At 49.4% G+C, this 26,844-nt stretch carries 24 protein-coding genes; 16 read left to right on the forward strand and 8 right to left on the reverse strand.

The window, feature by feature from the left end; all coding sequences use genetic code 11:
* Positions 1-191: 191 nt before the first annotated feature.
* Positions 192-1,322, forward strand: coding sequence for an AAA family ATPase (locus tag VJB08_01990; protein ID HLD42738.1), 1,131 nt, complete (start codon positions 192-194; stop codon positions 1,320-1,322).
* A gap of 370 nt (positions 1,323-1,692) precedes the next feature.
* Here the strand turns inward: VJB08_01990 and VJB08_01995 are convergent, their stop codons facing one another.
* From VJB08_01995 to endA, 4 genes are all read right to left on the reverse strand, one after another.
* Complete coding sequence (locus tag VJB08_01995) at positions 1,693-2,538, reverse strand: class I SAM-dependent methyltransferase family protein (GenBank protein ID HLD42739.1); 846 nt, start codon at positions 2,536-2,538, stop codon at positions 1,693-1,695.
* Positions 2,535-3,563: a flap endonuclease-1 gene (fen, locus tag VJB08_02000; GenBank protein HLD42740.1), complete on the reverse strand. Its 1,029-nt coding sequence runs from the start codon at positions 3,561-3,563 to the stop codon at positions 2,535-2,537. Before fen ends, VJB08_01995 begins: the two co-directional genes overlap by 4 nt.
* A complete protein-coding gene (locus tag VJB08_02005; GenBank protein ID HLD42741.1) occupies positions 3,553-4,419 on the reverse strand; it encodes a hypothetical protein in 867 nt (288 codons plus the stop codon). Before VJB08_02005 ends, fen begins: the two co-directional genes overlap by 11 nt.
* A gap of 266 nt (positions 4,420-4,685) precedes the next feature.
* The gene (endA, locus tag VJB08_02010; GenBank protein HLD42742.1) at positions 4,686-5,291 is read right to left on the reverse strand and encodes a tRNA-intron lyase; all 606 of its coding nucleotides are present in this window, start codon (positions 5,289-5,291) and stop codon (positions 4,686-4,688) included.
* Positions 5,292-5,401: 110 nt separating this feature from the next.
* On the opposite strand from endA, the gene rnz reads away from it, so the two are divergent.
* The 3 genes from rnz to VJB08_02025 are packed head-to-tail and all read left to right on the forward strand — an operon-like array spanning position 5,402 to position 7,242.
* On the forward strand, positions 5,402-6,292 hold the full coding sequence (rnz, locus tag VJB08_02015; protein HLD42743.1) for a ribonuclease Z: 891 nt from the start codon (positions 5,402-5,404) through the stop codon (positions 6,290-6,292).
* On the forward strand, positions 6,292-6,675 hold the full coding sequence (hjc, locus tag VJB08_02020; GenBank protein ID HLD42744.1) for a Holliday junction resolvase Hjc: 384 nt from the start codon (positions 6,292-6,294) through the stop codon (positions 6,673-6,675). The genes rnz and hjc overlap by 1 nt, the downstream gene beginning before the upstream one ends.
* A 48-nt stretch (positions 6,676-6,723) precedes the next feature.
* Entirely contained in the window at positions 6,724-7,242 is a 519-nt protein-coding gene (locus VJB08_02025; GenBank protein ID HLD42745.1) for a hypothetical protein, read from the forward strand.
* 1 nt (position 7,243) lies between these two features.
* Here VJB08_02025 and VJB08_02030 read toward each other — a convergent pair whose 3' ends face one another.
* Positions 7,244-7,435 (reverse strand): hypothetical protein, encoded by a 192-nt coding sequence (locus VJB08_02030; protein ID HLD42746.1) that lies wholly within the window; start codon positions 7,433-7,435, stop codon positions 7,244-7,246.
* 143 nt (positions 7,436-7,578) lie between these two features.
* Positions 7,579-8,370, reverse strand: a complete 792-nt coding sequence (locus tag VJB08_02035; GenBank protein ID HLD42747.1) for a helix-turn-helix domain-containing protein — start codon at positions 8,368-8,370, stop codon at positions 7,579-7,581.
* A 697-nt stretch (positions 8,371-9,067) separates the two neighbouring features.
* Between VJB08_02035 and VJB08_02040 the strand changes: the two genes are divergently transcribed.
* Genes VJB08_02040 through VJB08_02050 form a run of 3 tightly spaced genes read left to right on the forward strand, consistent with a single transcriptional unit; the run spans position 9,068 to position 15,191 of the window.
* Positions 9,068-10,267 (forward strand): orc1/cdc6 family replication initiation protein, encoded by a 1,200-nt coding sequence (locus VJB08_02040; GenBank protein HLD42748.1) that lies wholly within the window; start codon positions 9,068-9,070, stop codon positions 10,265-10,267.
* Between the two features lie 2 nt (positions 10,268-10,269).
* Positions 10,270-11,709: a metallophosphoesterase gene (locus tag VJB08_02045; protein HLD42749.1), complete on the forward strand. Its 1,440-nt coding sequence runs from the start codon at positions 10,270-10,272 to the stop codon at positions 11,707-11,709.
* Entirely contained in the window at positions 11,706-15,191 is a 3,486-nt protein-coding gene (locus VJB08_02050; GenBank protein ID HLD42750.1) for a DNA polymerase II large subunit, read from the forward strand. The genes VJB08_02045 and VJB08_02050 overlap by 4 nt, the downstream gene beginning before the upstream one ends.
* Here VJB08_02050 and VJB08_02055 read toward each other — a convergent pair.
* A complete protein-coding gene (locus tag VJB08_02055) occupies positions 15,188-15,592 on the reverse strand; it encodes a translation initiation factor IF-2 subunit beta (GenBank protein HLD42751.1) in 405 nt (134 codons plus the stop codon). The two genes, VJB08_02050 and VJB08_02055, sit on opposite strands and share 4 nt — an antisense overlap.
* A gap of 202 nt (positions 15,593-15,794) precedes the next feature.
* Here VJB08_02055 and VJB08_02060 point away from each other — a divergent pair, with 202 nt between their 5' ends.
* Genes VJB08_02060 through VJB08_02070 form a run of 3 tightly spaced genes read left to right on the forward strand, consistent with a single transcriptional unit; the run spans position 15,795 to position 18,990 of the window.
* Complete coding sequence (locus VJB08_02060; GenBank protein ID HLD42752.1) at positions 15,795-16,355, forward strand: TATA-box-binding protein; 561 nt, start codon at positions 15,795-15,797, stop codon at positions 16,353-16,355.
* A gap of 40 nt (positions 16,356-16,395) precedes the next feature.
* Positions 16,396-18,411: a minichromosome maintenance protein MCM gene (locus VJB08_02065; protein HLD42753.1), complete on the forward strand. Its 2,016-nt coding sequence runs from the start codon at positions 16,396-16,398 to the stop codon at positions 18,409-18,411.
* Entirely contained in the window at positions 18,412-18,990 is a 579-nt protein-coding gene (locus VJB08_02070) for a hypothetical protein (GenBank protein ID HLD42754.1), read from the forward strand. It begins immediately after the preceding gene.
* Here the strand turns inward: VJB08_02070 and VJB08_02075 are convergent.
* Positions 18,982-19,827, reverse strand: coding sequence for a stage II sporulation protein M (locus tag VJB08_02075; protein HLD42755.1), 846 nt, complete (start codon positions 19,825-19,827; stop codon positions 18,982-18,984). The genes VJB08_02070 and VJB08_02075 overlap by 9 nt on opposite strands.
* Positions 19,828-20,108: 281 nt before the next feature.
* Here VJB08_02075 and VJB08_02080 point away from each other — a divergent pair, with 281 nt between their 5' ends.
* The 6 genes from VJB08_02080 (at position 20,109) to VJB08_02105 (ending at position 26,625) form a co-directional block, all read left to right on the forward strand.
* Positions 20,109-20,639, forward strand: coding sequence for a hypothetical protein (locus VJB08_02080; protein ID HLD42756.1), 531 nt, complete (start codon positions 20,109-20,111; stop codon positions 20,637-20,639).
* 26 nt (positions 20,640-20,665) lie between these two features.
* Complete coding sequence (locus tag VJB08_02085; protein ID HLD42757.1) at positions 20,666-21,169, forward strand: hypothetical protein; 504 nt, start codon at positions 20,666-20,668, stop codon at positions 21,167-21,169.
* Positions 21,162-21,488, forward strand: a complete 327-nt coding sequence (locus VJB08_02090; protein ID HLD42758.1) for a UPF0175 family protein — start codon at positions 21,162-21,164, stop codon at positions 21,486-21,488. Before VJB08_02085 ends, VJB08_02090 begins: the two co-directional genes overlap by 8 nt.
* 65 nt (positions 21,489-21,553) lie before the next feature.
* On the forward strand, positions 21,554-25,822 hold the full coding sequence (locus tag VJB08_02095; protein ID HLD42759.1) for a hypothetical protein: 4,269 nt from the start codon (positions 21,554-21,556) through the stop codon (positions 25,820-25,822).
* A gap of 166 nt (positions 25,823-25,988) precedes the next feature.
* A complete protein-coding gene (locus VJB08_02100) occupies positions 25,989-26,207 on the forward strand; it encodes a hypothetical protein (GenBank protein HLD42760.1) in 219 nt (72 codons plus the stop codon).
* A gap of 1 nt (position 26,208) precedes the next feature.
* On the forward strand, positions 26,209-26,625 hold the full coding sequence (locus tag VJB08_02105; protein ID HLD42761.1) for a PIN domain-containing protein: 417 nt from the start codon (positions 26,209-26,211) through the stop codon (positions 26,623-26,625).
* The last annotated feature ends 219 nt before the right edge of the window (positions 26,626-26,844 follow it).

Here is a 26,844-nt window from a genome sequence, read left to right on the forward strand (position 1 = left end):
GTGGGGGGGGGGTTGCCATCGGCTCGGCTCTTGCCTTCTTGAGGAAAGAGCGGCACCTCCCCGTAAGGGGCTTCCCCCTCCGCTGTATTTTGTTGGCTTGCTTGAGCCTCGCGAAAATGATGGCAACCCTCAATGCTGCGCTGACGCCTTCAAGGCAAACACTTAAAAACCCTGCGCTCCTTACGCCAAAAATGGATTCAAAGGATGTTCTTGACAGCGTCATCTACAATTACGCGACCACCCTCCCGCAGATGGAGTATGAGAACAAGCTCCTCAAGGAGACTGCCAACCAGCTGAAGCTAGAGTTGGAGCGCTTCAAGAAGCCGCCATTGATGGTCTGTGAAGTTGTAGAGGTTATAGGGGGTCAGGCAGTTATTCGGGTCCCCAACGGCAATCTGTTTCTCGTAGGTATATCAAAGGATGCCGGCACCATACAGCCCGGAGATTCTGTGCTTACCGAGCAGAAGAATCTCACGGTCCTTCAGAAGCTCTCAACATCCAAGAAGTTTGATGTGGAAAAATTTGTGATTATTGAAAAGCCCGACATGAGCTGGGCTGAGATCGGCGGTTTAGGAAAGGAGGCAGAGCAGATTAAAGAGGTGATAGAGCTGCCTCTCAAAAAGCCCGAGCTCTTCCGGAAGGTGGGCATATCTCCACCGAAAGGCATCCTGCTGCACGGCCCTCCCGGCACGGGGAAGACCCTGCTTGCCAAAGCAGTTGCTTCATCAACGCAAAGCACATTCATAGAAATTGTCGGTTCTGAGCTGGTCCAGAAGTTTATTGGAGAGGGAGCAAAGCTAGTCAAGGAGATATTTCAGCTTGCAAAGGAAAGGGCGCCCTCGATTATTTTCATCGACGAGATCGATGCTATCGCTGGCACCCGGATAGAGATAGGCACCTCAGGCGAGCGTGAGGTTCAGAGAACATTTATGCAGCTCCTCGCAGAGATTGACGGCTTCAAGCCGTTGGGGAATGTCAAGATCATTGGCTGCACAAACAGGAAGGACATCCTTGACCCAGCAATCCTGCGCCCGGGGAGGCTGGACAGGATGATTAAGATCCATCTTCCAAACAAAGATCAGAGGAGTGAGATATTCACTATTCACACGCAGCGTATGCAATTGTCAAATGATATTGACAGGGAAAAGATCCTAAGGCTCATGGAAGGGTTTTCTGGTGCTGAAATCAAGGCAGTGGCAACCGAAGCTGGATATGTGGCGATCCGCAACAACAGAACTCGGATCACCGAAGACTATTTCCTTGAGGCAATTGAGAAGGTCCGCGCAGAGGAGTCAGAGGAATTCAAGCATATGTTTGGATAGGAGTGTTCTGGCGTGGTTCGCACGGAAGCTGCGTTCAAAATAGGGGTTGCCGCCAATGTCGCGAGGCTCAATAAACCAGAGGAAGCGCAGCGGAGGAGGTTGTCCCTTACGGAGAGGCGCCGCTCTTCGCTGAAAACTGCAGGAGCCGAGCTGCTCCGAAGGAGCGACCAAAAATGCAGGGCATTTTTGAGCACGGCGGCAACCCGAGCAACTGCGAGATTTTGAACGCTGCCGTTCATAGAGGTAAAGGTATTTAAAGAGTGGGAGGTTCGAATGAGCCGGCGTGCGATGATTTCGTGAACACCCGTTGAGGCGCAAGCCAATGAAAGACGGAAGTAACTGCTGAGCGCGCCTCTTAGTCTCCGTTGAGTTAGCGCGGCCCTTTACGCGAGTATATCTGCGCATCAACGCAGTATCTGCTCCTTCCAGGGCCATAAGCTCCGCAGCGCACAGTCGCGAGGATTCTGCAGGAGATGCCGTGGCTGATGCACCATGCCGCAATGCTGTCCGCAGGCCCTCCTCCGTCCTTTTTATTCCAGAAAGTATAGTAATGGACAACGCCTCCGGGGTTCAAGGCCGCAAGAGCAACATCAAGAAATGACCCTGCGTCCTTCGGAAGCGGCATAATGATCCTATCAAATCTTCCAAGCTTTGGAACGACCTTCCTCGCGTCTCCTTTGTAGAGGCTGATGTTCTTCGCGTGGTTCAGCTGGGCATTCTTTTGCGCGTACTGGTGCGCTGCAGGATTGATTTCAACACCGGCAATTTCCTTCGCTAAGCTGTGTTTCGCCAATATCAGGGGGTACACCCCGCAGCCTGAAAACATGACAAGAACCCTTTCCCCTTTACCAACTAATCTTGCTATGCGCATGCGCTCATTTCCGAGCCGGGGGGAAAAATACATTTTTTCCGGATGGATAAGGAGGACTAAACCATATTCTTTGAACAGTGTTTGCTTGGATCTTTTTCCTGCCAGGATTCTGTATTTTGGAAGCCGATATTTCCCCGAATACGGATGTGTTTTTTTGAGCACAGTGGTAATGGCGGGATGAAACTCGAGGAATGCCTGAGCAATCTCCTTCTGCTTTGGCTCCAGGCTGCCAGGAAAATCAGAGAATATCAGGAGCGACCCAAGGGTATCGTAAGAGGAGGGAACAGATCTGAGTTGAGTGCTGGTCAGATGTCTCCTCAGCAGCTTTGCTAGACGGATGTTCATTGCAGAAAGTCTCCGAGCCCTTTTTGCTTGGGTTCATGATCCAGCCCGGCCAGTGAGCTAAGGACACGATCCTCAGAGAACTCATACGTGTGGATAAGCAGCTGCTGGAGTCTGCTGAGCTGGGGCTTCTTCCAGGTTAAAGAGTAATCTTTTGTAACAGGCATATGACGGATCAGATTAAAAACCTCTTTCCAGGAAGCGCCGAAAAATTCATTCCATTTGACGTGCCTGAAAAGGCCATCAAAATCTTTGCCGAACGTCTTAATGATTTTTAATCCAGTTTTTGGCCCAAGTCCTTTGATCCCTCCAACATTAAAATCAGTTCCAACAAGCATCCCAAGGCAAATCAGCTGGTCATGGTCCAAACCAAGGAGGTTCAGGGTTTCTGAAAGTTCAAGTATCTCCGGCTCAGAGGGGCTGCTTGCCAGCATTCCGGGCCTCTTCCTCCTTGCAGTTGCTGAGAGGTTCCTCACCAGCCGCGGAGTGCCATACAGCAGGCAATCAGTGTCCTGCGAGGCTACTGCAAAGGCATCCGTGTTCTTCACAAGAAAAGAGGCTTGCGCCTCTGCCTCAGATGGCGCCTGAACCAGAGGAATGCCAAGCAGCTCAAGGACTTCTTTGGATTGCTCAATCATCTGAGGCGTAAGCCTGGATGTCCTGCCGGCATACTTCCGCATCTCTGCTTCGTCCTTCCTCTTGTTTGCTTCGTCATATTTTTTTTGTGATTCTATCTTGATCTCTTTCCTCCTCTGCAATTCCACAAGCTTCAGCTGGGGCGGCTCGCCATCAAAGACATACGCCATCTTGATCCCCTTCTTCATCAGCAGGGTTGTCCTGGAAAACAGCCCTATCAGATGAGAAGTGACAACACCCTCTGAAGTTGTGAAGAGGCCGCCATCCCGCTGCCGGATGGAGCTTAAAAACTGATACAAAAACAGAGAGGTGTCTATCGCAATGATCTTCCCTTTCAGGTCTTGGAAGGAGATTGGCGTTGGATGTAAGAGCTCAGTAAGGTTAACCCCCATGATCGATTCTCCGGAGCGTGAGCCCCTTATACGAATCCAGCCTTTCTTCAACATTCCTTGATAGCTGGCCAGTGGTAAGCACGAGAATTGGGAGCTTTGCAATCTGCCCTCGGACATAGGCTGTTGAAATGTCTGCTTCAGTGATTTTCTTTTTATGGAAAGCCGCGCAATAATAGGCAAGCGGCCCTACGGAGCTTGGGATTGCAACATGAAAGATATATTGGCTGCCTTGCTTCCCTATGAAAGATTGAATTGAAATGTTGTTCTTGGCAAAATAAGTTTGGAACTGGCCGAGCGAGGCGTCTTGCTTCTTTTTCTTTGGCCCCTTGGAGGAGACCGGCCGGATCGGGGCTGTCGGTTGTGCTGGTTTTTCTTTTTCCTTTTCTTTTAGTGTCTCTGCAGGAAGATCAGATTCTGCGTGCAAAAGGGATCTGATGACCCTGCCTGCTTCTTCATTGCTGAGAATGTACCACTTCCAAAAAAGCTCTGTGTTTCCAGCCATCGTAACCTTGAGAGGAACTGCAAAGTCCTTCATATTCTGCAGGCTGACCCGCAGGAGAGGGTCGAGCTTGGAATCTTGCAAAACTGCCTCCTGTTTCAGTAATGCGTAAGCGCGCTGCTCTTTTTCATGAAGGTTTGTGCTGTATTCTTGAAGCCCTGCTCGGTGCTCAGGGAGGTAATAGACTGGGCTTCCTCCTCCCACTTTGAGGGAGCTTATGCAGACTGCTCCTTGGCTCACAAGCGTGCTCAACAGGGCAGAAGCAAGGAGGATGGAGGTTTTCATTGCCCTTGCAACAGTTGCAGGGATTACAGGCCCATGCTCTTTCATGAATGTGAGAATTTCATCCTGCTGCATGCCTGTCACGAACAAAAGAGGTTATAAAAAGGTTTCTTAACCTCGGTGGCATTGAAAAGTCATGCAGCGCCCTTTTGTGAGCCATTATAAAGGAGCAGCGGCGCAGCGACAAGGGAGTTGCTCCCTTCGGGGAATGTCGCTATCCTGCCTGACTTGAGCATGGCGAACTGCTCCGCAGGAGCGACCAAAAATGCGAAGCATTTTTGAGTACTGGCATTGCCGAACGAAGTGAGAAACTTTTCAGCGAGCCCTTAACCTCTGTCCTATCACGGCCGTTTCCAGGAGATCTCATAATACGTACAGTCATTCTCCTCATCAACCAAAGCAATCAGCAGCCGTTTCTTTGTAGAGTGCGCTACCCTGTTCTTCGCTGCAAAGTCATACCAGGTGTATTTCTCAGCCTCATACACGGGATACACAATCCATTTTGCATGATCCTCTCCCGGCTTTACCCCCCGGTCATAGACTCTGAAGTCTGCGCCGAACTTGAGCGCGGTCTTCACAACATAGCCTCGGTTCCTGATGTCCTTAAACACGCAATACCTCACCCAGAAGTTAGGCTCAGATCTCTGGGCTTTCTTCACAAACCCATCGAAGGCGATTTCCATCCCTCTCCCGTCAACAAGGCATACCTTCTTTTTCTCAAGCAGATACGCAGCTTCGAGGAGAGAGAGCTGGAGCCTTCCATCCTCCATGAGCGCCCCAATCTGAGAAGTGGAGTTGAGTTCTCTGCTGGCATCGCTGCTCTCGGCAACGACTCTTCCGCCGATGAACTGGCCGGAGATCCTCTCCTTTACTTCCTTCTTTTCTTCGGGCTTGTCTTCGGTTTTTTTCTTTGCCATAGGAGAATACCAGAGAAAGATGATGCCCATTTTAAAAAGCTTGGGTTTTTAGGGCAAGCCACTAAAGTTGACTTAGCCCCGATAATGTCTTCCGCGCATAAATCCAAAAGGAATATATAAACAGGGAAGTTTGTGTGTGTATGGACATCGTCTTTTTAGGAACCTCAAGCATGGTCCCCACAAAGGAGAGGAATCATTCTTCAGTCTTCCTCAAATACCAGGGAGAGGGGATCCTCTTTGATTGCGGAGAGGGAACTCAGCGCCAGCTCAAGATAGCAGGGGTCTCTCCGACAGAGGTGACTAAATTGTTTATCAGCCATTGGCATGGAGACCATGTTCTTGGGATTCCCGGCCTTATCCAGACGCTTGCGGGCAGTAATTATACAAAAGAGCTGGAGATCTATGGCCCGGCAGGGACAAAGAGGAGGATGGAAGCTATGTTCGAGGTCTTTGTGTTTGATAAAAAAATTGCGATGAAGGCGCATGATGTTAAAGAAGGGGTGATTTTTAAGAATGCGCAGTATGCAGTTGTTGCCGCTCGCCTTGAGCACGGGATTGCCTGCTTGGGGTACCTCTTCAAAGAGGAAGATCGCAGGAGGATGATTGTAAAAGAGCTGAAGAAGAGGGGCATCCCGCAAGGCCCGCTGTGGGGGAAACTCCAAAGGGGGGAGACAGTAATCTTCAACGGAGGGAAGATACCCCCCGACGAAGTTTCAAACATAGTCGAAGGAAAAACGGTGGCATATGTTGTGGACACCAAGCCCTGCAGGGCTGCAGTCGAACTGGCAAAAAATGCAGACCTCTTAATCTGCGAAGCCACCTACGCAGACGAACTTGAGGAGAAAGGCGGGGAGTACAGCCATATGACAGCGTCCCAGGCCTCTGATCTCGGCAGGAGGGCAGGAGTAAAGAGGCTGATACTTACTCATTTTAGCCAGAGGTATAAGACTACTGCACTTTTAAAAGAGGAGGCCCAAAAAACATTTCCTGGCGCAGAGTGCGCATACGATTTCATGAAAGTGAGGGTGTGATGTCAAAAATCAAGGGCTCCAAAGCAGAAAGGGAGCTTGTGAGGCTGTTATGGGGTGCGAATTGGGCGGCAGTCCGCGTTGCAGGAAGCGGCAGCAGCCACTTCCCCTGCCCGGATATTGTTGCAAGGAACAGGCAGCGGACAGTAGGGATAGAATGCAAAGTGACAAAGGAGAATAAAAAGTATTTCTATCCTGACGAGATTGATCAGCTGAAGGAGTTCTGCGGCCGTTTTGGAGCAGAGCCGTGGATTGCAGTGAAATTTAAAGGGGGGGAATGGAGGTTTGTGATGCTGGAAGACCTCAAGCAAACAGGATCCTCTTGGCTTATTGACGAATGGGTGGCAAGGAACAAGGGGCTGAGTTTCTCAGAGCTTACTGAGTGAAGCAAACCAAAAGGTATTTAAAGAGAGAACCCTAAAATAGCGAGGGGGGTGACAAGGTTGCAGAAGAGGGGATGGTTAGACGAGTTCATAGCTGAGATTGCCGGCGATGCTGGGGTGCCTATCACGAAGATATTGAAGGGGCGAGGGCGGGTTTCTGAGACAGAGTTGGCAAAGTCGCTCAAAAAAGATATCAATGAAACAAGAAATCTCCTCTACCAGCTTCACCATAATAACATTGTTGCCTTCAGCAAAAAGAAGGAAGGCAAGAAAGGGTGGTACAACTATTATTGGTCGTTCAATAAGAAACAGCTCCGCCCATTGTTTGTAGGAAGCCGCAGGCAGCAGCTGAGCGCTATCGGCAGGAGGCTGGAGCGAGAGAGGGGATCCTGTTTCTTCATGTGCCAGAACGGGTGCATGCGGTTTGAGTTCTCAAGCGCGATGGAGATGGTGTTCAAATGCCCGGAGTGCGGCGGCCTGCTTAACCAGTATGACAACTGCGAGCATATCCGAAGGCTGGAAGAGGACATGAAAAGGATTACTGCCCAGATTAAAGAGGTTGAGGCCTAAGTTACCTTCGTTTCAGCCTTTTTTTGATAGAGGATTCTTCGCTAAGGATGTGGCTCGCCATCTTCTCAATATGCAGCTCCATCCTTGCTACTCGGCGTTCCATAAGAACGAGTATCCTCAAAGAGTACACAATTGCTGCCAAGGTCCCAATGACTATGGCAAGAGTAACTGTAAAGATTTGATCATTCACCATAAGGCACCTCCTTTTTAGGAATGCCCGAGAGTTGGAGGTATTTAAATGTTTTGAAAGCTGGGCGTGTTGGTTCTGCCAGAGCCCGGAGCCCTGTACAGGGCGTGCTTACGCGTGATGCGCAAGTTTGCGCTGGCTGCTAAGGATCAGCGTGCCTGGTTGCTCCATTCCTGGTCAAAGTAAGAAGAGAGTGTGGTTGCTAAGTAAGGAGACCGAAGCCAGATTGCGGTGTCATAGTTAGGATGCGCGTCCTTGTCATCCATCAGCATCAAGACAACGTCTCTCTGGTCAATGATGCAGAATCTTCCCGTGGTTTTCAAAGACCGCACTTCAATGCCGTGCGACCCTCCTAATTGAGGGAGCGGGGATTTTGTAATCGGAGCGGAGATCCTCACTTTCGCTCCTCGCTGGGAGGCTTTTTCGAGCATTCCCTTGAACTGGCCCAGTTTGTTGCCGAGGCCGCTGGAAGTGGTGCTTATGAGGATAGATTTCTTGGCTTGTTTGATGAGGCTGCCAAGATGGAGGTAGATGCTGTCCCTGCCGCGAAAAGAGCCAGAGAGATCCATGGGTTCTATCATCTCAATGCCCTTGGAATGGAGCAGGTTGAGCTCATCAAAGAGTTTGCTTACCTTTATCTGCGAGATGATTGAAGAGGTTTCCTCTGCGTCCTGCATGACTTTCTTCTTGATCCTCTCGATGACCTCTGTCGGATGCACGGCGATGTATTTGATCGGCTTTCCCACCTTCATTATGATGAACCCTTTTTTTTCCAGGCTTTCGAGGACGTCATAGGTTCTGGACCGGGGAACATTAGAGATATCAGAAAGCTCTCCTGCTGTGGAGACTCCCCGGGACAGCAACGCTGTCCACAGCCTTGCCTCATAGGTATTGAGGCCAAAATCCTTCAGTTTATTCAAAAAATCCTTTTGCATCAACATGGACTCACTCCCCATTAAGGTGATGGGCTTAGGAACTCTGCGAGGTTTATAAACCTTTCGTTATGTCATTATTTCGAAGTAATGAATTATAGCCCCAGACCCCCCGAGTGCAGATGGAGAGTAGGAAACGCTCAACATGCCCTTCAATCTGCATGCGTTTGCTTGCGCTATCTAAGTCCATCGTGGTTTGTTTGCGTGCGATTTGAGCAGAGTTGGAATTTAGTTTGATGCCTGTTTGACCCAGATTAGGTCATAGAAGTTTGGTTACGTTACTAAAACCCAGGACCAATCTACAATCTTGATTTAATCGCTGAGTTACTACCATTAACCTTTGCTATTAGTACTATTTGTAAGGTTTTGGGTAGTATCTACTTCCAAGATAATTTAGAGTATATAGTTTCCATATAGAAAATAATAATCAAGTTATAATCAAGTTATAACCCCCATAGAAAATAATAATCAAACCACAGCACCAAACCCAAGAACAACATCAAATTTTAACGAACCACCACTAAAATGGTTAATCACACGAATACCTACGCCCTCCACTTCCCCCCATCCCATCACTCCTCCACACCTCCAGTTCCATGCGCAATAAAGGACGCAGGGCCATCTCAGGCATCCACAAAACAGAGACTTAAACCCCAGATTTTCCACCACAACAATCTTTATATACCTCTGTTTCCTCTGCAAAACCATGCAGAAAGGATTAACCAATTTCTTTGAGGAGTACCTCGCACGAGACACCATCTTCGCTGAAAAAAAAGCAATACAATCCTCCTACATCCCTTCAATAATCAGCCATAGGGACGAACAAATCAATCAAATCGCATCAATCATTGCTCCCTCCCTTAAATCAGAACGGGTTTCAAACCTCTTCATCTACGGCAAACCGGGAACAGGGAAGACACTCTCTGTCAAGCACACCACTTCCAAGCTTCTCGAACTTGCAAAATCAAAGGGGGTCCCTCTTTCAACAATCTACATCAACTGCAAACTCAAGAAAGTAGCAGACACCGAATACCGCCTCATAGCGCACCTCGCAAGGGAGTGCGGGAAGGACGTCCCAGACACCGGCCTTCCAACCTCTGAGGTCTATCGGATGTTCTTCTCCAGTATAGGCGCCTCAGAAAAAACCTACCTGCTCATCTTGGATGAGATAGACGTCCTTGCAAAAAAGGCAGGGGACGAGATCCTCTACAACCTCACCAGGATTAACGAAGAGCTCAAAAATGCCCAGATCTCCTTAATCGGAATCTCGAATGACCTCGTCTTTGTTGACAATCTTGACCCCCGCGTTAAAAGCTCGCTCAGCGAAGAGGAAGTCGTCTTCCCCCCCTACAACGCGCCCCAGATCCAGGGCATCCTCAAGGAGCGGGCGCAGCTGGCATTTAAACCGGGGGTGCTTGCCGAAGGAGTGATCGAGAAGTGTGCCGCCTACGCAGCCCGCGAGCACGGAGACGCCCGCCGCGCTTTAGAGGTGCTTCGGGTTGCAGGGGAGCTTGCAGAGCGCGGCAATTCCCCCACAGTGTCCATCTCCCACATCGACCAGGCAGAAGAAAAAATCGAAAAAGACAGGATCTCCCACATCATCTCCACCCAACCGAAGCAGTATCAGGCCATCCTCTACTCCGTATTGCAGACCGCAGAGAAAAAAGAGCACGTATTCACAGGTGAGGTCTACGAATTTTATCGGGCCCTGACCGCAAAGACAGGCCTGCGCCCCCTCACCCAGCGCAGGGTTTCAGACGTAATCGCCGAATTTGACATGTTCGGGATTATCAATGCAAAAGTGATCTCAAAGGGCCGTTATGGAAGGACCCGAGAGATATTCCTCTCCCCCCACCTCCAAACTGAAAACGTTACCCTCGTGCTGCAAAAGGCACTTGATCTTTAGTCATGCACACCAAAGACATTATCAAATCGTTCCTGGATCGGGGGGTCCTGTTGCCTCCCAACATTCTTTCAAAGCTTGAAGACCCCAAGTTCGTGCGCCAGCTGGAGGCCGCGATGCCTGGCGCGGCCAATCAAGCCCAAATGCTTGCATCACCCCCTCCAGAATCTCCCGAACCGTCGGTAGGGGTAGTTTTTTCCTACGAAGCCCTCCCAAAGAAACACGAGGTCCAGGATTTTGTGCAGCATTTCGGCAACCGGTACGCCCAGCTCAAATCAATCCTTATGCAGCGCGCAGAACTCCAGCACTTAACCTCCATAAGCAAGATCCTTGGCCGCAAGGACAAGGAGTCTGTCGCGTTCATTGGCATGATCCGTGAGAAGGAAACCAACAAAAACGGGGGGGTTGTGCTGACCGTAGAAGACCCGACCGGAGAAATAAAGGTATTGGCCACAAAACACTCGCCCGAAGCCTTCCGCCAGGCCCAATCTGTTGTCCATGACCAGGCGATAGGGGTCCTCGGCTCGAATGGGCAAAACATTGTGTTTGCAAAATCCATCCTCCTTCCCGACGTCCCCCTCCTGAAAAATGCGAAGAGCTGCCCGGACGACGCGTATGCGCTTTTCCTTTCGGATCTCCACGTCGGATCCCGGCTCTTCCACGCAGACGAATTTCATAGGTTCCTGGAGTGGATCAATGCCCGCTCAGGCTCAGATGCCCAAAAGGAAGTTGCAAAAAAAGTGAGGTACATCTTCATCTCAGGCGACCTGGTGGATGGTGTCGGAATCTTCCCCGGGCAGGAGGACGAGCTCGAGATCCAGGACATCGCCGACCAATACGAAGAATGCTACCGCCTCCTCTCGCAAATCCCCTCGCGCATAAAGCTTATTATCTGCCCAGGAAACCACGACGCAATCCAGCTGGCGGAGCCGCAATCCGCGTTCTACAAAGACCTCGCGGCCCCCCTCTGGGACCTCCCCAACGCTCTCCTCCTCTCCAACCCCAGCATGGTCACAATCCACAAAACCGCCGCATTCCCTGGCTTTGATGTGCTGCTCTACCATGGGTACTCCTATGACTACTATGTCGCAAACGTGGAGAAGATCAGGAATGCAGGAGGCTACAATAGATGTGATGAGATCATGAAATACCTCCTCCAAGCGCGGCACCTTGCTCCCTCGCACCGCTCCAACCTTTATACCCCCCGCCCCTATTCAGACCCCCTTGTGATCTCAAGAGTCCCCGACATCTTTGTTTCTGGTCACATCCACAAGACGCAGGTAGGCATGTACCGCGGCGTCACGCTGATTTGCGCGTCGGCGTGGCAGGCAAAGACCCCCTACCAGGAGAAGATGGGGCACAGTCCTGAGCCGTGCCGCGCCCCTCTTATAAACCTCAAGACCCGAGAAGTGAAGATACTCAAATTTATCCAGGATGGAACATGATTGCCTCGCAGGAAACCTCAGAATACCTCAATTCAATGGATCAGCGCCTGAGGTCAGCGTACGCAATCGCGGAATCTGCCAGACAGAAAGGATACGACCCCCAGCGGGCGGTGGAAATCCCCATCGCAAGAGACATGGCAGAACGGGTTGAGGGGCTCATAAGCACGGTTGCGCCCCAGATTCGGAACTCGGGGGTATCAGTACGGATTCATGAGCTTGAACAGCAATACGGAGTCCTTGATTGGCGGGTCTCTCTCACGATCGCAGAAGAGATTAGCCGGCAGCAATTCTGTTCCTTTCCCTCCGCAATCGAAGCCATGGAAGTAGGGATTCGCGTCGGGTTTGCATACCACACCCTGGGAACCGTGGCAAGCCCGCTCGAAGGCCTCACCAGCATTAAAGTAATGAAACGACGCGATGGAAAGCCCTACATCTCTCTCTTCTATTCAGGGCCAATCCGGAGCGCAGGCGGCACCGGGGCCTCGGTCTCCGTCCTCATCGCAGACTATGTCCGAAAGAAGAGAGGGTATGACGATTATGACCCCACCGAAGATGAAATAAAGCGAGCAATCACTGAAGTAGGCAATTACCACGAGTTTATCACCAATCTCCAATACCTCCCAAGCGAATCAGAGCTTGATTTTATCCTCCGCCACCTGCCAGTCCAAATTGACGGGGAGCCTTCAGAAACCCGGGAGGTCTCCAACTACAAAGACCTCGATCGCATCCAGACAAATAGGATCCGAAACGGCATCTGCCTTGTTTTAGGAGAGTGCCTCTGCCAAAAGGCGCCAAAGCTCTGGAAGCAGCTTTCTAAATGGGGGAAGGATTTTGGTCTGGAGCATTGGGGGTTCCTCGAGAAGTTTGTTAGCCTGCAAAAAAGGATCAAAGCAGGCCAATCTCACAGCGAAGCAAAAGTGACCCCAGACTACACATTCATCAAGGATCTTGTTGCTGGCCGCCCCATCCTAACCTACCCGATGCGGCCGGGCGGGTTCAGGCTGCGTTACGGGCGGTGCAGGAATACCGGCTACTCTTCTCACGCAATCCATCCCGCAACCATGGCCATCCTTGACAACTATATTGCTATCGGAACCCAGCTCAAGACCGAGCGGCCAGGAAAAGCAACCTCGTTGTCCTCCTGTGACACCATCGACGGCCCGATTGTGCTCCTCACTTCAGGCGACGTGACGCGCATAGACTCTCTCCAACAAGCAAAAGAAGCCCGCCCCCTTATCAAGGAAATCCTCTACCTCGGCGACATCCTGGTTACCTACGGAGATTTCTACAACCGCGCCCATGTGCTGGTCCCGGCAGGCTATTGTGAAGAGTGGTGGGCGCAGGAGCTCAAGCAAACACTTAAAGAGAAAGGGATTGATCCCTCCCATTCCTCAATCGCAAAAGCAGTCAACGCAGACCTCAGTTTCCTCGTTGCCAAAAAGGCGCCAAGCCCAGAAGAGGCGCTGCTCCTCTCGACAAAACTCCATATCCCCCTCCACCCTCGGTGGACATATTTCTGGGACCAAATCTCTTCAAAAGACGCGCTTAGCCTTCTTGGCTGGTGGGGCAGAGCAAAACTCCATTATAATGAAGCAGGTCTTGAAAAGGCAGTCGGCAGAACAGGGGCAGAGAAGCAAATTATGGAGCAGCTTGGCCTCCCCCACCTCCTTATCTCAAACGAATTCATCGTTGTTGCCAAAGACGACGCAAAAATCCTCCACACGCTGTTTCGAAACCGCGAATCGCTCAAAAAGTATCTCGAATCCCAAACCCCCCTTGCTGCGCTTTCAGCCTCTTCGGCAATCCCGCTCCGCCCAAAAGGCGGGACATTTATTGGCGCTCGTATGGGAAGGCCAGAAAAATCCAAGCAGCGCGAGCTTGCCGGAAGCCCGCAAGTGCTTTTTCCTGTCGGAGCTGAAGGAGGAAGGCTCCGCTCATTCCAGGAAGCCATAAAATCCGGAAGCGTGAACGCTGAGATGCCGCTCTTTTATTGCGCCTCCTGCAAGGCGCAGGGCGTGCTCAGCGTCTGTATAGACTGCAACACCCCCTGCCAGCGCATGTACCCTTGCCCTGTGTGCGGCCTTCTCCCCCTCCCCAGATGCCCCAAACACGGCGAACTCCCCCTCTTTCGAGAGCAAAGCATCCGTATCGGAGAACTCTTCAGCAAACTTCAGAAGAGATTGGGGCTTGCAGCCCTCCCGGATATCATCAAGGGTGTCCGCGGAACCTCCAACAAAGACCACACCGCAGAGCATCCAGCAAAAGGCATCCTGCGGGCAAAGCACAACCTTCATGTCAACAAGGACGGCACAACGCGCTATGACATGACCCAGCTCGGGCTTTCCCATTTCAGGCCGAAGGAGATCGGAACTTCCGTAGACCAGCTCAAGTCCCTCGGGTACACGAAAGACATCCATGGCGCTCCATTGGACTCTCCTGACCAGGTTGTTGAGCTTAAGGTCCAGGACGTTGTGCTTCCCTCGTGCGAAGGCTCGCCCGACCAGGGCGCACACCGGGTCTTGCTTCGTGTTGCAAATTTCATTGATGACGAACTTTCTCTCCTCTACAATCTTGAGCCTTTCTACCATGCCTCTACTGAGAAGGATCTCATCGGCCACCTTATCCTTGGGCTTGCCCCGCATACCTCCGCAGCAATCGTTGGGAGGATCATAGGATTTTCAAAAACCCAGGGCTACTATGCCCATCCTCTCTTTCATGCTGCTCAACGCCGCGATTTGGACGGCGATGAATCCTGCGTTATCCTCGCGATGGATGCGATGCTGAACTTCTCCAGGAAATACCTCCCCTCTCACCGGGGCGCAGTGCAGGATGCCCCCCTTGTTATGACCTCTATCCTTATCCCTTCTGAAGTTGATGACATGGTCTTTGATCTGGACGTCGCTTGGGAATACCCGCTCAGGCTCTACGAAGCCGCACAGAACTATGAAGCGCCATGGAACGTCCAGATAGAAAAGATTGGGGACAGAATCAACTCCCCCGGGCAGTATGAACTGATGGGGTTCACGCACGACACCTCCAATATCAACAAGGGCGTGACCTGTTCTGCATACAAGACCCTCCCCTCTATGGAAGAAAAGCTCAAAGGCCAGATGGATATTGCAGAGCGAATCAGGGCAGTAGACGCAAGCGACGTTGCCAAGATGGTTATAGAAAAGCACTTCCTCAAAGATATCAAAGGCAACCTGAGAAAATTCTCCCAGCAGCAGTTTCGCTGCGTGAAATGCAATGAGAAGTACCGCCGCCCGCCTCTTGTTGGAAAATGCAGATGCGGCGGCAGGCTGATCTTTACGGTCTCAGAAGGCTCCATTATCAAATATCTCGAGCCCTCGCTCAGCCTTGCTGAGAAATACCATGTTCCGGCCTATGTGAGGCAAAGCCTTGAACTCACGAGGCGCCATGTAGCCAGCGTCTTCGGTAAGGTAAAAGAGACTCAAGAAGGGCTTGGCAAGTGGTTCGGCTAAACTCCCTTAACCGGATGCTTAGCCCCGCACGCCATGCATTTCAATGAAGCGCCATGGCTGTCATTCGTCAATTTAGTATCGGGCTTCCCGCAGTCGCGGCAAAGTACAAACTCATTTGCATACTTCCAGATTTTTTCATTGATGCGCGAAGCGCCAATCTTTGCCCCAATCAAGGCTTCAGGCTTTCTGAGCTCTCCTGGTGTTGCAAGCTCCCTGAGGATATACTTGAACAGGTGCTGCGGCTCCCTATTAAAGCTCGACGCAATCTGGTAGAAGTTGGCGATGCAGGTCTTGTTGCCCTGAAAATGCCCTCTCACCTTCATAACCTCAAATCTGGCCTTCTCCAGCACAGATTCGGGCATCCGTTTTCTGGCCCTGGCAAGCATCTCCTGGTATTCCATTCTCAAGAGGGAAAATGCCTGCTTTATAAAGGTTTACAAGCGAATGGCCCTATCCCGATTGAAGGTTGCCGCCTCTTTCGCGAGGCTCTGCAACCCAAAACACGCGAGCGCCGGGCAGCTTCATTTATAAACATTTAAAAAGATAGCCTTTAAATAGTCTGCCCAACCCCTGAGCATCATTGGGGGTAACGGAGGGAGCATGATGAAGAAAGTCAAGAAAGACAAGCGGGAGATAAAAGTTGTCAATATTGTGGTTTCCACGTCGTTGGAGCACGCCATCCCGCTGGAAAAGATGGCAGCAACGCTTTCAAATACTGAATATAACCCCGAGCAGTTCCCCGGCCTCGTCATCAGGATCAAGGAGCCGAAGACATCAGCTCTCATCTTCTCCTCCGGAAAAGTGGTCTGCACAGGGGGCAGGACCATGGCAGAGGTCAAGGAATCTATCCAGCAGATTATCAAAAGCCTCGAAAAGATCAAGGTGAAGATCACAGTCACCCCCCAGATCAATATCCAGAATATTGTCGCTTCAGGCAGTGTTGGAATGGACCTAAACCTAAATGTCCTTGCAATGAGGCTTGAGAACACGGAATATGAGCCCGAGCAGTTCCCCGGGCTTGTCTACAAGCTCCGTGCAGCAAAAGCGACATTCCTCCTTTTTTCCAATGGAAAAGTGGTCTGCACAGGCACAAAATCAGAAAAAGAGGTCAACCAGGCGCTGGATATGCTGATCACAAACCTGAAAAAAGTGAAGAAAAAGTAAATCTTTTTAATTTGAGGCCATTCTCCCTCTCTGAGGGGGCATGGACAGCACAGAACTTATCCAAAGGATCCAGGATTTTCTTGAAACCCATTACTATAGCGAGCTGCTTACGAACGTCCAGAAGGGCAAGACATCCCTTACTGTTGATTTTGAGCTTCTTGCCAAAGATGACCCTGAAGTGGCAGATCTGGCCTTGGACCAGCCTGAGGAGATCCTGAAAGGGACAGAAGTCGTCATAAAGAACATAGATCTCGACTCCTCTAAATGCACCATCCGCTTCTCGAACCTCCCCAAGACCCAGCAGACACTTATCAAAGATATCCGCTCCAACCACATCAACAAGCTTCTCAGCATCAAGGGGATTGTGCGCCAAAAATCAGATGTGCGGCCTCAAATCACCTCAGCGAAGTTTGAATGCCCAAGCTGCGGCAATATCCTCCATATCATCCAGGCAGACGCAGCCTTCAAGGAGCCGAGCAGGTGCGGCTGCGGCAGGAAAGGCAAGTTCATCCAAATCAGCAAAGAGCTTGTGGACGCGCAGAATATTGTCTTGGAGGAGGATCCTGAAGATCTTGATGGGGGATCCCAGCCAAAGCGGATGAAGGTCTTCCTGAAGGACGACCTCGTCTCTCCGCTCTCTGAGAGAAACACAGCTCCCGGTGCAAAGATAAATATTGTTGGCATCATAAAGGAAATCCCGATCACGCTCCGGACCGGAGGGAAATCAACGCGTTTTGACCTCCTGATAGATGCCAACAGCATCCAGGCGATCGAAGAAACATTTTCTGAGCTCATCATCTCTCCCGAAGAAGAGCAGAAGATCAAGGAGCTTGGCAAAGACCCGCAGCTGAGGCAGAAGCTGGTAGGGTCGATAGCTCCATCGATCTACGGCTACGAGCAGATCAAGGAAGCAGTCCTGCTCCAGCTTTTTGGAGGAACGCATAAGCAGCGCAGGGACGGCTCGACTACGAGAGGAGATATGCATATTCTGCTTGTAGGAGACCCAGGCTCAGGAAAGTCTCAGATCTTAAAGAGGATCAATGTTGTTGCGCCCAAGGCGCGCTATGTCTCGGGGAAAGGGGTCAGTGCAGCAGGCCTCACAGCAGCAGTTGTGAGGGACGAATTTTTGCAGGGCTGGAGCCTTGAAGCAGGCGCCATGGTTCTGGCATCCAATGGAATCTGCCTGATCGACGAGCTTGACAAGATGAGCACCGAAGACAGCGCAGCAATGCACGAAGCCCTTGAAAACCAGACAGTTTCGATCTCCAAGGCAAACATCCAGGCAACGCTGATCGCGAGAACGACAGTCCTGGCAGCTGCAAATCCAAAGTTCGGCCGTTTTGACCCATTTGAAATCCTTGCAAAGCAGATCAACCTTCCTCCTGCCCTCCTCAATAGGTTTGACCTCATCTTCCCGATTAAAGACCTTCCTGAAGAGACCAAGGACACCCAGCTTGCAAAGCACATCCTCAGCCTCCACCAGGATCCAGACCAGTTTACAGCAGAACTCTCAACGAATTTTCTTAAAAAGTACATTGCATATGCAAAACAGCACATCCATCCAAGGCTGACAACAGAGGCAATGACAGAGATGCAGCGCTATTTTGTTGAAATCAGAAATAAGGGAGGGGTAGAGGAAGGCGTGCTGCGCGCAATCCCGATTTCAGCCAGGCAGCTCGACGCCTTAGTCCGCCTCTCAGAAGCCGCAGCCCGGATGAGGCTTTCCAACACAGTTGAAGTCCAAGATTCCCAAAAAGCCATAGAACTCCTGGAGTACAGCCTCCGGCAGGTTGGCCTAGACCCAGAGACAGGAAAGATTGATATTGACCGCATTGCCACAGGCATCTCAACCTCCCAGCGCTCCTTAACAAGAGTAATCAAAGATATTATCATTGGACTGGAAGGCAAGGGCTCTTCAGCCATCCCGTTTGAAGACATTATTGAAGCAGCAAAGGAAAAAAACATCACCAAAGAGAAGGTTGAGGAAGTCATTGAGATGCTCCGCCGCTCTGGCGATGTCTTCGAGCCTCGCAGGGGCTTTCTCCAGAGGATGTGAATGGAGCAGCGCTTTCGTCGCCAAATTGCTTATAAGCTTGTTGTCAAGGAAATTCTCGATTCCCCCTACACGAAGACCGAGGGCTGGGGACAGAGCTACCTCGAGGTCGCAGATGCCCAGGTGAGCCGGGTGAACGCCATAGGCATTATTGTCGAGCAGGCAGAGAGCCGCATTCTCATTGAGGACTCAACAGGCTCCATAGCTGTGGAAACCTCCAGTGCATGCCCGGAAGTTGGAACCCCTGTACTTATCATCGGAAAAGTGCGTGAAGGAAACCAGCGCATACTCTTTGCTGAAATCATTAAACGGCTTTCATCTCCTGACTGGATCAAGCTGAGAAACCTTGAGTACAGCAAGCGCAGAAGCGTTCTTGCAGCAAAATCTCCTGATATTCCGATGGCCTCAAACAACCTCACCCAAGAGGTCTATAGCATGATAAAGTCCCATGATTCAGGAGACGGAGTCGATATCCAGGCCATCACCTCCCAATATCCCCAAGCCGAGAAGATTGTCCAGAACCTTATCGCCGAAGGAGAGGTGTTCGAAATCCGGCCAGGAAGGCTCAAGGTTCTAGAATAACAAGGGTGTGAGATACACCTCAAGCAAAGCAGCCACCAGCAGGATAAAAACAGCTATCAGCAAAAGGTCAACAACATCAATAACCACCTTCTGGAAATTCTCCTTTCTGAAATCTCTCCTGATGATTGAGACTGACAAGATCCCCCCTGCCAGCCCTCCAATAAAATATGCCAGCACCTCAGGAATACCATGAATAGCATATCTCAGAAAGCCGAGGGAAGCAGCAGTAAAATAGACAGACACCTTCTCCAATCCCAATAATCCGGCATACTGGGCGATGTGGTTTTTCATAAAATTCCCAACCGCAACTCCAATAACGCTTGCATTCCAGCTCAGGATGAACAACGCCCCAAACCCATAAAACAGCGAGAACAAGACACATAAGACCAATACTCTCAGGTTGTTGAAGAAGATGACTGGCAGCAGCTTTTCAGCCGCAACAGCACCCGTCGTCACAGCAGTGTTGATATCAGCTATTGTCTTCTGCTGGATGGAAAAGATGCTGCCGCTTTCAGGCAATACCACATACCAGAATGCAGTTGCCAAGGTCACTCCTATGAAAAAATAGATAAAGAGGCTGACCACCCTCCCGTGCTCCTTCAAAAGCGGCTCTTCTCCCATCCCCGTCATGTCTTTCTTTTCCTCTAGTTTGATGGTATAGTAGAAGAAGGGGGCATACGCCATCACCACAAAGAACACCATGACCAATCCAGCATTGCTCTCGAAGATCCACACAGCAAGCAGCAAAGCCAGGGAAGCATAAAATGCCCCCAAAGCAATCATCTCTGTAGGATGCTTCACTGGCCTCTTCGGATTAATCAATGCCTCAAAAACCATGTTTTTGTTACCGCCATCAGGATATATATAAGTTTCTAAAAACTACGGCTCTGCTGAAATCCGGTGCAGTGCCCATTTGCGAGGTCAGTATTCCAAAGAATGAGCATCGACAAGGGGGTTGCCACCTTCGGGGATATGTCGATATATTCATAAACGAGCTGAGACCGAGCCCGGCACTGCCGAGCGAAGCGAAGGATTTCAGCAGAGCTATAAACTCTACAGCTATCCCAAAGCTGCCTGTACCAAAGCCAATATATACCCAAACCAGTTTGCATTCCCTAATGCACGACATCGTCTTCCCAAAAAACAACGAAGAAGAGTTCCTCTCCATAGCCAAAAAGCTCGGCCTCAGCCTCCTCTTCGCCTACCCAACAGAAAAGCCAGGCTCTTTACTCTGCCTTGATGAAGCCTCACCTTCCTTTTCCAAGCTCGCATCAGGAAAAAACAGGATTATCCATGTCCGCTCAGACCCCCGTTTGATCATTGAGCGCTGGAAGCCGGCTTTTATCACAGGCCTTGAAACCCTTTCGCGAAAAGACAGGCTCAACCAGGCTAGCTCAGGATTGAATCATATCATCTGCGGCATAGCAGTCAAGCACCACACTACTATTATTCTTGATTTCGGAGCAGTCTTTTCAGGCACTCCAGACAAGCAGCCACTCCTCCTTGGCAGGATCTCCCAGAACCTCAAGCTCTGCAGGAAGTACAAAACACCTTATATTGCAGCAACCTTTGCCTCTTCTCCTTACCAATTGAAATCGCCTCATGATATTGATTCGCTTCTCAACGTGCTTCAAAATCAAAAGGTTTAAATATACATTGTGCACATCGTTATACGATGCTTATTATCAAGGATACGATGGTGCTAATCCACCTCGCAAAACTCTCTGTCCTTGAGAAAAGCTGCGATTATTTCAAAAACGTGCTTATCCCAGAATCAGTCTATGAAGAGGTCCTGAAAGGATCCAATAAACAATACGCAGACGTTCCAATCATCACGGGCATAATACGCAACAAGAAAATGAAAATCATGGGAATCAAAGGCAACATCCTTGTAAAAAAAGCAAACCAATTTAACCTGAGAGGTGGCGAAGCAGATGCAGTTGCATTATACTGGCAACAAAAAGCAGACATCCTGGCTACCGATGACGATAATGTTAGGAAAAAGCGGGAATTGCTCGGCATTGCCGTTACAGGAACTCCCGGAATCCTGCTAACATTATACAAAGAAAAAAGGATTGACAGAACAAAAATGAGAAACTCCATCGCAGAATTAAAGAATATCGGGTGGTTCAGCACAATAGTCTTAGACAAAATGCTGCAGGAGGCAGAAAATGGCTGAAGCAATAGGCATACGCCTAAGCAAGGAGGTCCTAGAGAAGATCGAAAAGATAAGCAAGGAAGACATCTCTGATAGGAGCACTACAATAAGGAAGCTCATCCTGTTGGGATACCAAAACTTCATAATAGCAAAAGCCGCCGGCGAGTATATCCAAGGAAAAATCACGCTCTCAGAAGCAGCTGCCCAGGCAGAACTCACAGTATGGGAGATGGAGCAGCGCCTTATAGAAAGAGGCTACAAATCTTCCTACTCAATTGAAGACCTTGATCTGGACCTCAGGGCGCTGAAGCGAACCAGAAAACACTCTGGAACGCAATAGAAAGCTTTTTATAACATATTCCCAAAGAAGATTTAATTAGCTTCAAGAATAAAAGAGGAGAAGGGATGAAAAGTCTGCTCATGCTGATTTTTGTTTTCACGCTTGTTATAAGCCCCGTGTCTGCTCAGGCTAGTGCAACCCAATGTAATGATGGGATTGACAATGATAATGATGGGAAGATAGATGTCCTAACTACAGGAAATCATGTTGCTGTTTCAAGGTGGGTAGCTGGTTCAAATTGTGGCACTGTTTGTGGGTCTGTTGCTGGTTTTCACAGTGCCCGCGATGCCCAAGGTAACTCTTGTACCTCCGGAGAATCGGTAATCAGTAATGCACGGAATAGCCTAGGCGCCGCCATATACCTATATGGCTGCTGGCCAGGAGGCTGTGCTTCCAGTGGACAGGCAAGAGATGCCCAGAGAACAACGAGTTATGGATCTTACTGTTATCGAGAAGGGCAGAGGTCCGATGACGATATTACTGATATCACCGTAGCATGTCATTGCGTAAGCAACGATTTCTTTGTATGCAATGATGGAATTGATAACGACCAGGACGGTTCTACGGACACGCAAGATAGCGGATGTAACGGCGAGGAAGATAACAGCGAACTCCAGCATGATGATGGTTGCTCATCCACTTCTGACAACGACGAAACAGGTCAGAACGATTGTGAAGGTAACCATTTTGCATGGCAGGGATCAATTTCGCAAAATCCATGCTGCGGCGACGATGAATCCGATTACAGCTTCTCCTTAGGAAACAAGCTCTGCATCAAAAACCCCCAAGGAGCATGGCAATGGATCACAGGCACAACAGGCCAAGTCGTAACTGGGGAACAAGACAGCATTGATAATGATCTTACCACCCAGCATGACTTTATGTATGATGGAACACAGTGGAAACAGTGCATGAACGTACCCGATGCAGACGCTCAACAACCACCCGACCGAACAGAATCTGTCACTTGGACAGCCACTATTGGAGAAGGCAACAACCAATGGTTCGAGGCAGAGAAGTTGGATATAAGAGGCGATGGCGTAAGTAACCCTTTCACGTATATTGACGGGCCGAGAACCCATGCGTATGGATACACTGAAGACCTCAGGACAATCCAATCCCCAATCTACAAAGATGATGTAACAGACTTAATATCCCAAACACAAATCCTGCATAGACTATTCTCAACATCATCTGTTGTTTCAAACAGCCCATACTGCACAGACAATGCAATCTGTACAGGAAGAGGTCCTCTTGCCGCAGCCTGTCTCTCCCACCGTCCTCCAATACCCTCTGCCTACTGCATTAATGCAATCGACGCAATTTCATTCGTGTACTCGGCTGCGCCTAAAACAATCACCTTTACAGCAACAGCGCAATCACCAACTTCTCCACGGCATCCTGCATTTAATGTATATCTTGGAGCCGGCCCCTCTCAATGCGGTAAGTCCTGCGCAGACGCAGCTACATGCACCCAGCAATGCAGCATAGACATTCCAAGGGGTTGGTCTCAAATGCGCTTCTCAGCAACCTCATATAAAGTAGGGCCAACGGCAAGGAACGTTCAGCTTTCTCTCTCAGCCCCAATTTCCTCACTGGTTGACGCCCTGCACTTCAGCACGGAGTGTACCATAGCCGCCCTCACCAAAACCGGGAGCTTTAGCATCCCATTTGCTTCAGGAGAATATACTAAAGACGTGACTGATCAGTTCACCTTCAACGATTGCCTGAATTCTGTAGGTAAAAGCAGCCTCTCAATCACAGACATGAACGAGAACGTCATAATCTACCCAGAAGATGACAAAATCATGGCTTGCCTTGATACAGATCATGATGGTAACTGTGACACAGCTCCCGGCAGCGCTGCCAGTAACACCCAGCCCGTTGATATTAACCAGAGAGCAACAGCAAATACCCATGAGTATTTCTGTTCCCAAAGTGGCGCAGAACAAAATGCAAACTACGCATTCTCCGAGTGCTGCGGAGACGAAACTGAAGACGAAACCGAATCATGTTTATCAGAGAGAGCAACAAATATCTACCATACAGCAGACCCGGAAACCTTCTCCGATACTCCTTATGTATGCTTAAATGATAAAACCTGGAATTCTAATATAGATTTTGACGCAAACCAGCAAAATTGTGAAAGAGGCGGCTACCAATGGGCTCCAGCAAGCGGATCAGCTCCTGGCTTCTGCTGCGGAGATGGAGATCCAGAAGATAACGGAAAAAGAAGCGCTGATAATAAGTATCTCTGCGTTCATGCCAACACAGGAAACGCATGGTTCCTCAACGACGCAACAACATCAAGACACCTCGGAACCATCCGCCGCCCAGCAGGAAAAGACTACCTTTCAGACGGCACATCCTGGAAAAAATGTGAAAACTCCAGATTTGACGGAGACGGAAACCCAACAGTCGTTCAGATTACTAATCCTTCCAGAAGCGACCAAGACATCTGCATCGGAAACGAGGTTTATGAGTGTGTAGGAAGTCAAACAGTAAATGGATTTATAAATTTAGCAAATAGAGCAAAACACACAGGAAACATAGTTCTAGACGGATTAAATCCATCCAATCAGATCAGATATTACTGTGCCTCAGGAAACTTCTTTACAACAAACCTGGATACTCCTCCTCCTACAAGCGACCCAAGAACAACCGTACCGCCAAATTCCAACTTTGAGGCAACTTGCAGAGCTGCCCAATTAACTTGGACAGGCCGCTATTGCTGCTCAGAAGCAGAAGATTCCCAAGTAGCAGAAGACGCCAAGGAAACTTATAATGATGAAGGCGGCACAGGAATATGCGCCTACAGCCAATTTAAACCGAATGGCCCACTAGCTGATACTCCTAGAATCCTCGTTGTTAACGGAGTTGCCCAAGGCTGCCAGGCAACCTCGCAAGAGTTAGCACTCCAAAATCACCCTGATCCCGCAAATGACGACTCCTTAGGCCCACTTATCACAGCAAACCCTCTTTGCACAATAAAAACCATCACAAGCGGCGCAACTGAAAATAAATATTACTGCAGCCCAACAGGCTGGCAAGTAACAGAAACCAGCCTAAACCGGCGATACGCTCCAGGCGCCACCCCAACCGACACTCTCCAGCAAGACTGCTGTCCTGCGAATAAATGTTATAACCCTACGGGTGGCGCTAATGCTGCTCCTGCCTGTGTTGATCCAGGCGAAACAGCCATTCAGGGCGGATCCCAATATATCTGCGAAGCAGGAACTTGGCAGCAAACCTCAGCAAAACTCAACTGGGATAATGAAGCCGGCTACTGCCGCGAGCCAACTCAATGCCTTGTCAATCCAAACCCATCAGAGAGCGCAGCCGCAACATTAGCTGGTCTTGAAACTCTCGGCATTGACGACGCATCAAATAACGACATCCACTGCATCGACTCCGGCCAATACATTGGCGACCACTATTGTGAATCTGGAAAGTGGACAACCCGCACAAAGCTCCTTGCCTTAACTCTCAGGGACAGCCCCGACATCAATGGAGAAGACAAATACACGATTTATTGTGATACCTATGATAAGGTTGCGAACAGCTATGGATACTCACTCCCAGAAGCACTGCCACAATTTGATGTAAACCAGATCTTTGCTCCATCAGATCCAAAACAAAGGCTCGCCAATAATGTTTGTGTATTGGTTCTCGATGACGGCACAGCGGCATTTGGAACATCTTTGAATCAGCCATTTAATGAACCTCAACAAAGAGGCAACGCCCAAGTCAATATCTGGGACCTTGTTGATGCTGAGCAGAACGATTGTAATGTTAGAATCCCTGGAGACAATTCCATGCAATTCTGCATAGGAAACCAGCTTTGGTATAACCCCTATCTCCAGCTGATGGTCTATTCAAAAGAAGGGATAACCCTCAATACCCCCAATTTCGCGCAGCAAACAACAGCATTCCTCTCTAATCCAATAAGAGCCATAATGAATTTAATCAACAGATTCAGAGATACTAATCCAACACTCGCAGTCAACGAATTCCTCAGCCAAACAAAAAACTTTGACACCTTGTACCTTGCAAAAAACGGAGAAAGAGAAGTCAAGGCATTCATCGAGGAAGGGCTTGGAGACAATCACGACAAAGACCATTTCTCAGCGCTCTTCAGCTGCTTTAACGAAGACATCTGCACGAGCATAGAATCAGAGTACCCCCCAAGCACTAATAATGATGTCCGCTGCTCGGTCCAAGGCACAGACTCAGCTGTGCAATTCCAAAGAACTAGGCAAACCTCAGCAGAAGTCTGGACCAGCCTCATCTCTTCATTGCGGCTGAATGCAGACACCAAAAACGCCTGCGATTAACCCATGTTCTCCAATAAACCCAGCCGGATTGTGCTGAGGGCCAACTAACAAAAACGCAACACCTGTTACAAAAGCAGCATAAGGGCTGAGGAAGCGATACCAGAATCCAAACCTTTAAATATCTAAACATATCAAACATAATGAACGTAACCAACAGGAGGAAACCATGGTAAGCATAACATTATCGGTTCCAGAAGAAATAAAGAAAGAGATGGATCATTTTCCAGAAATGAATTGGAGCGCTGTAGCCAGAGAGGCAATTAAAAAAAGAATAGTGCTCCTGCAGAAATTTAAAGAATTCACTAAAGACAGCGAACTAACCGAAGACGACGCAATACGGTTAGGAAGAGAGGTAAATAAAGCCGTTGCAAAGAGATACAGATAACATGAAGCTTATCGTAGATGCAAATATCCTGTTCTCCTCGCTCATCAAAAAGGGATTTACAGCTGATTTACTCTTTGATCCACGTCTTCATCTCTTCACTCCTGAATTCATCCTTGATGAGCTGGCAAAACACGAAAAATTTATTTTACAAAAATCCCAGAGACCAAAGCAGGGGTATATCCAAACATTGCATACATTACAGGAAGTTATCTCCGTAATGCCCCAAAGCGAATTCTCAGCATTCTTAGATGAAGGAAGAAGAATATCTCCGGACGCTGACGATTTCATGTATTTTGCCCTTGCATTAAACTTAAAATGCCCAATATGGTCAAATGACAAAAGATTAAAAGGCCAGAAAAAAGTAAAAATCTACTCTACAGACGAACTGAGGGAGACACTCCGCTTAAACCACTCTTAATATGCGCCCTGCCAAAAAATCCCAAATCACCCTCTCCATCATTCTCGACGCAACCTCATGACCAAGAACGGCCTTAAGCGGTCGCATTGAAAAGTTGCTCACTTCGTTCGGCAATGCCGACTTCGCCTTGTGCATACTCTCATGGGAAGCGACATTTCCCGTATGGAGCAACCCCTTTGTCGCTGTTCTGTACTTTGAATAGAAGGCTCACAAAGGGCA

It is taken from the genome of Candidatus Nanoarchaeia archaeon (assembly GCA_035290625.1).
GTDB lineage: Archaea > Nanobdellota > Nanobdellia > Woesearchaeales > DATDTY01 > DATDTY01.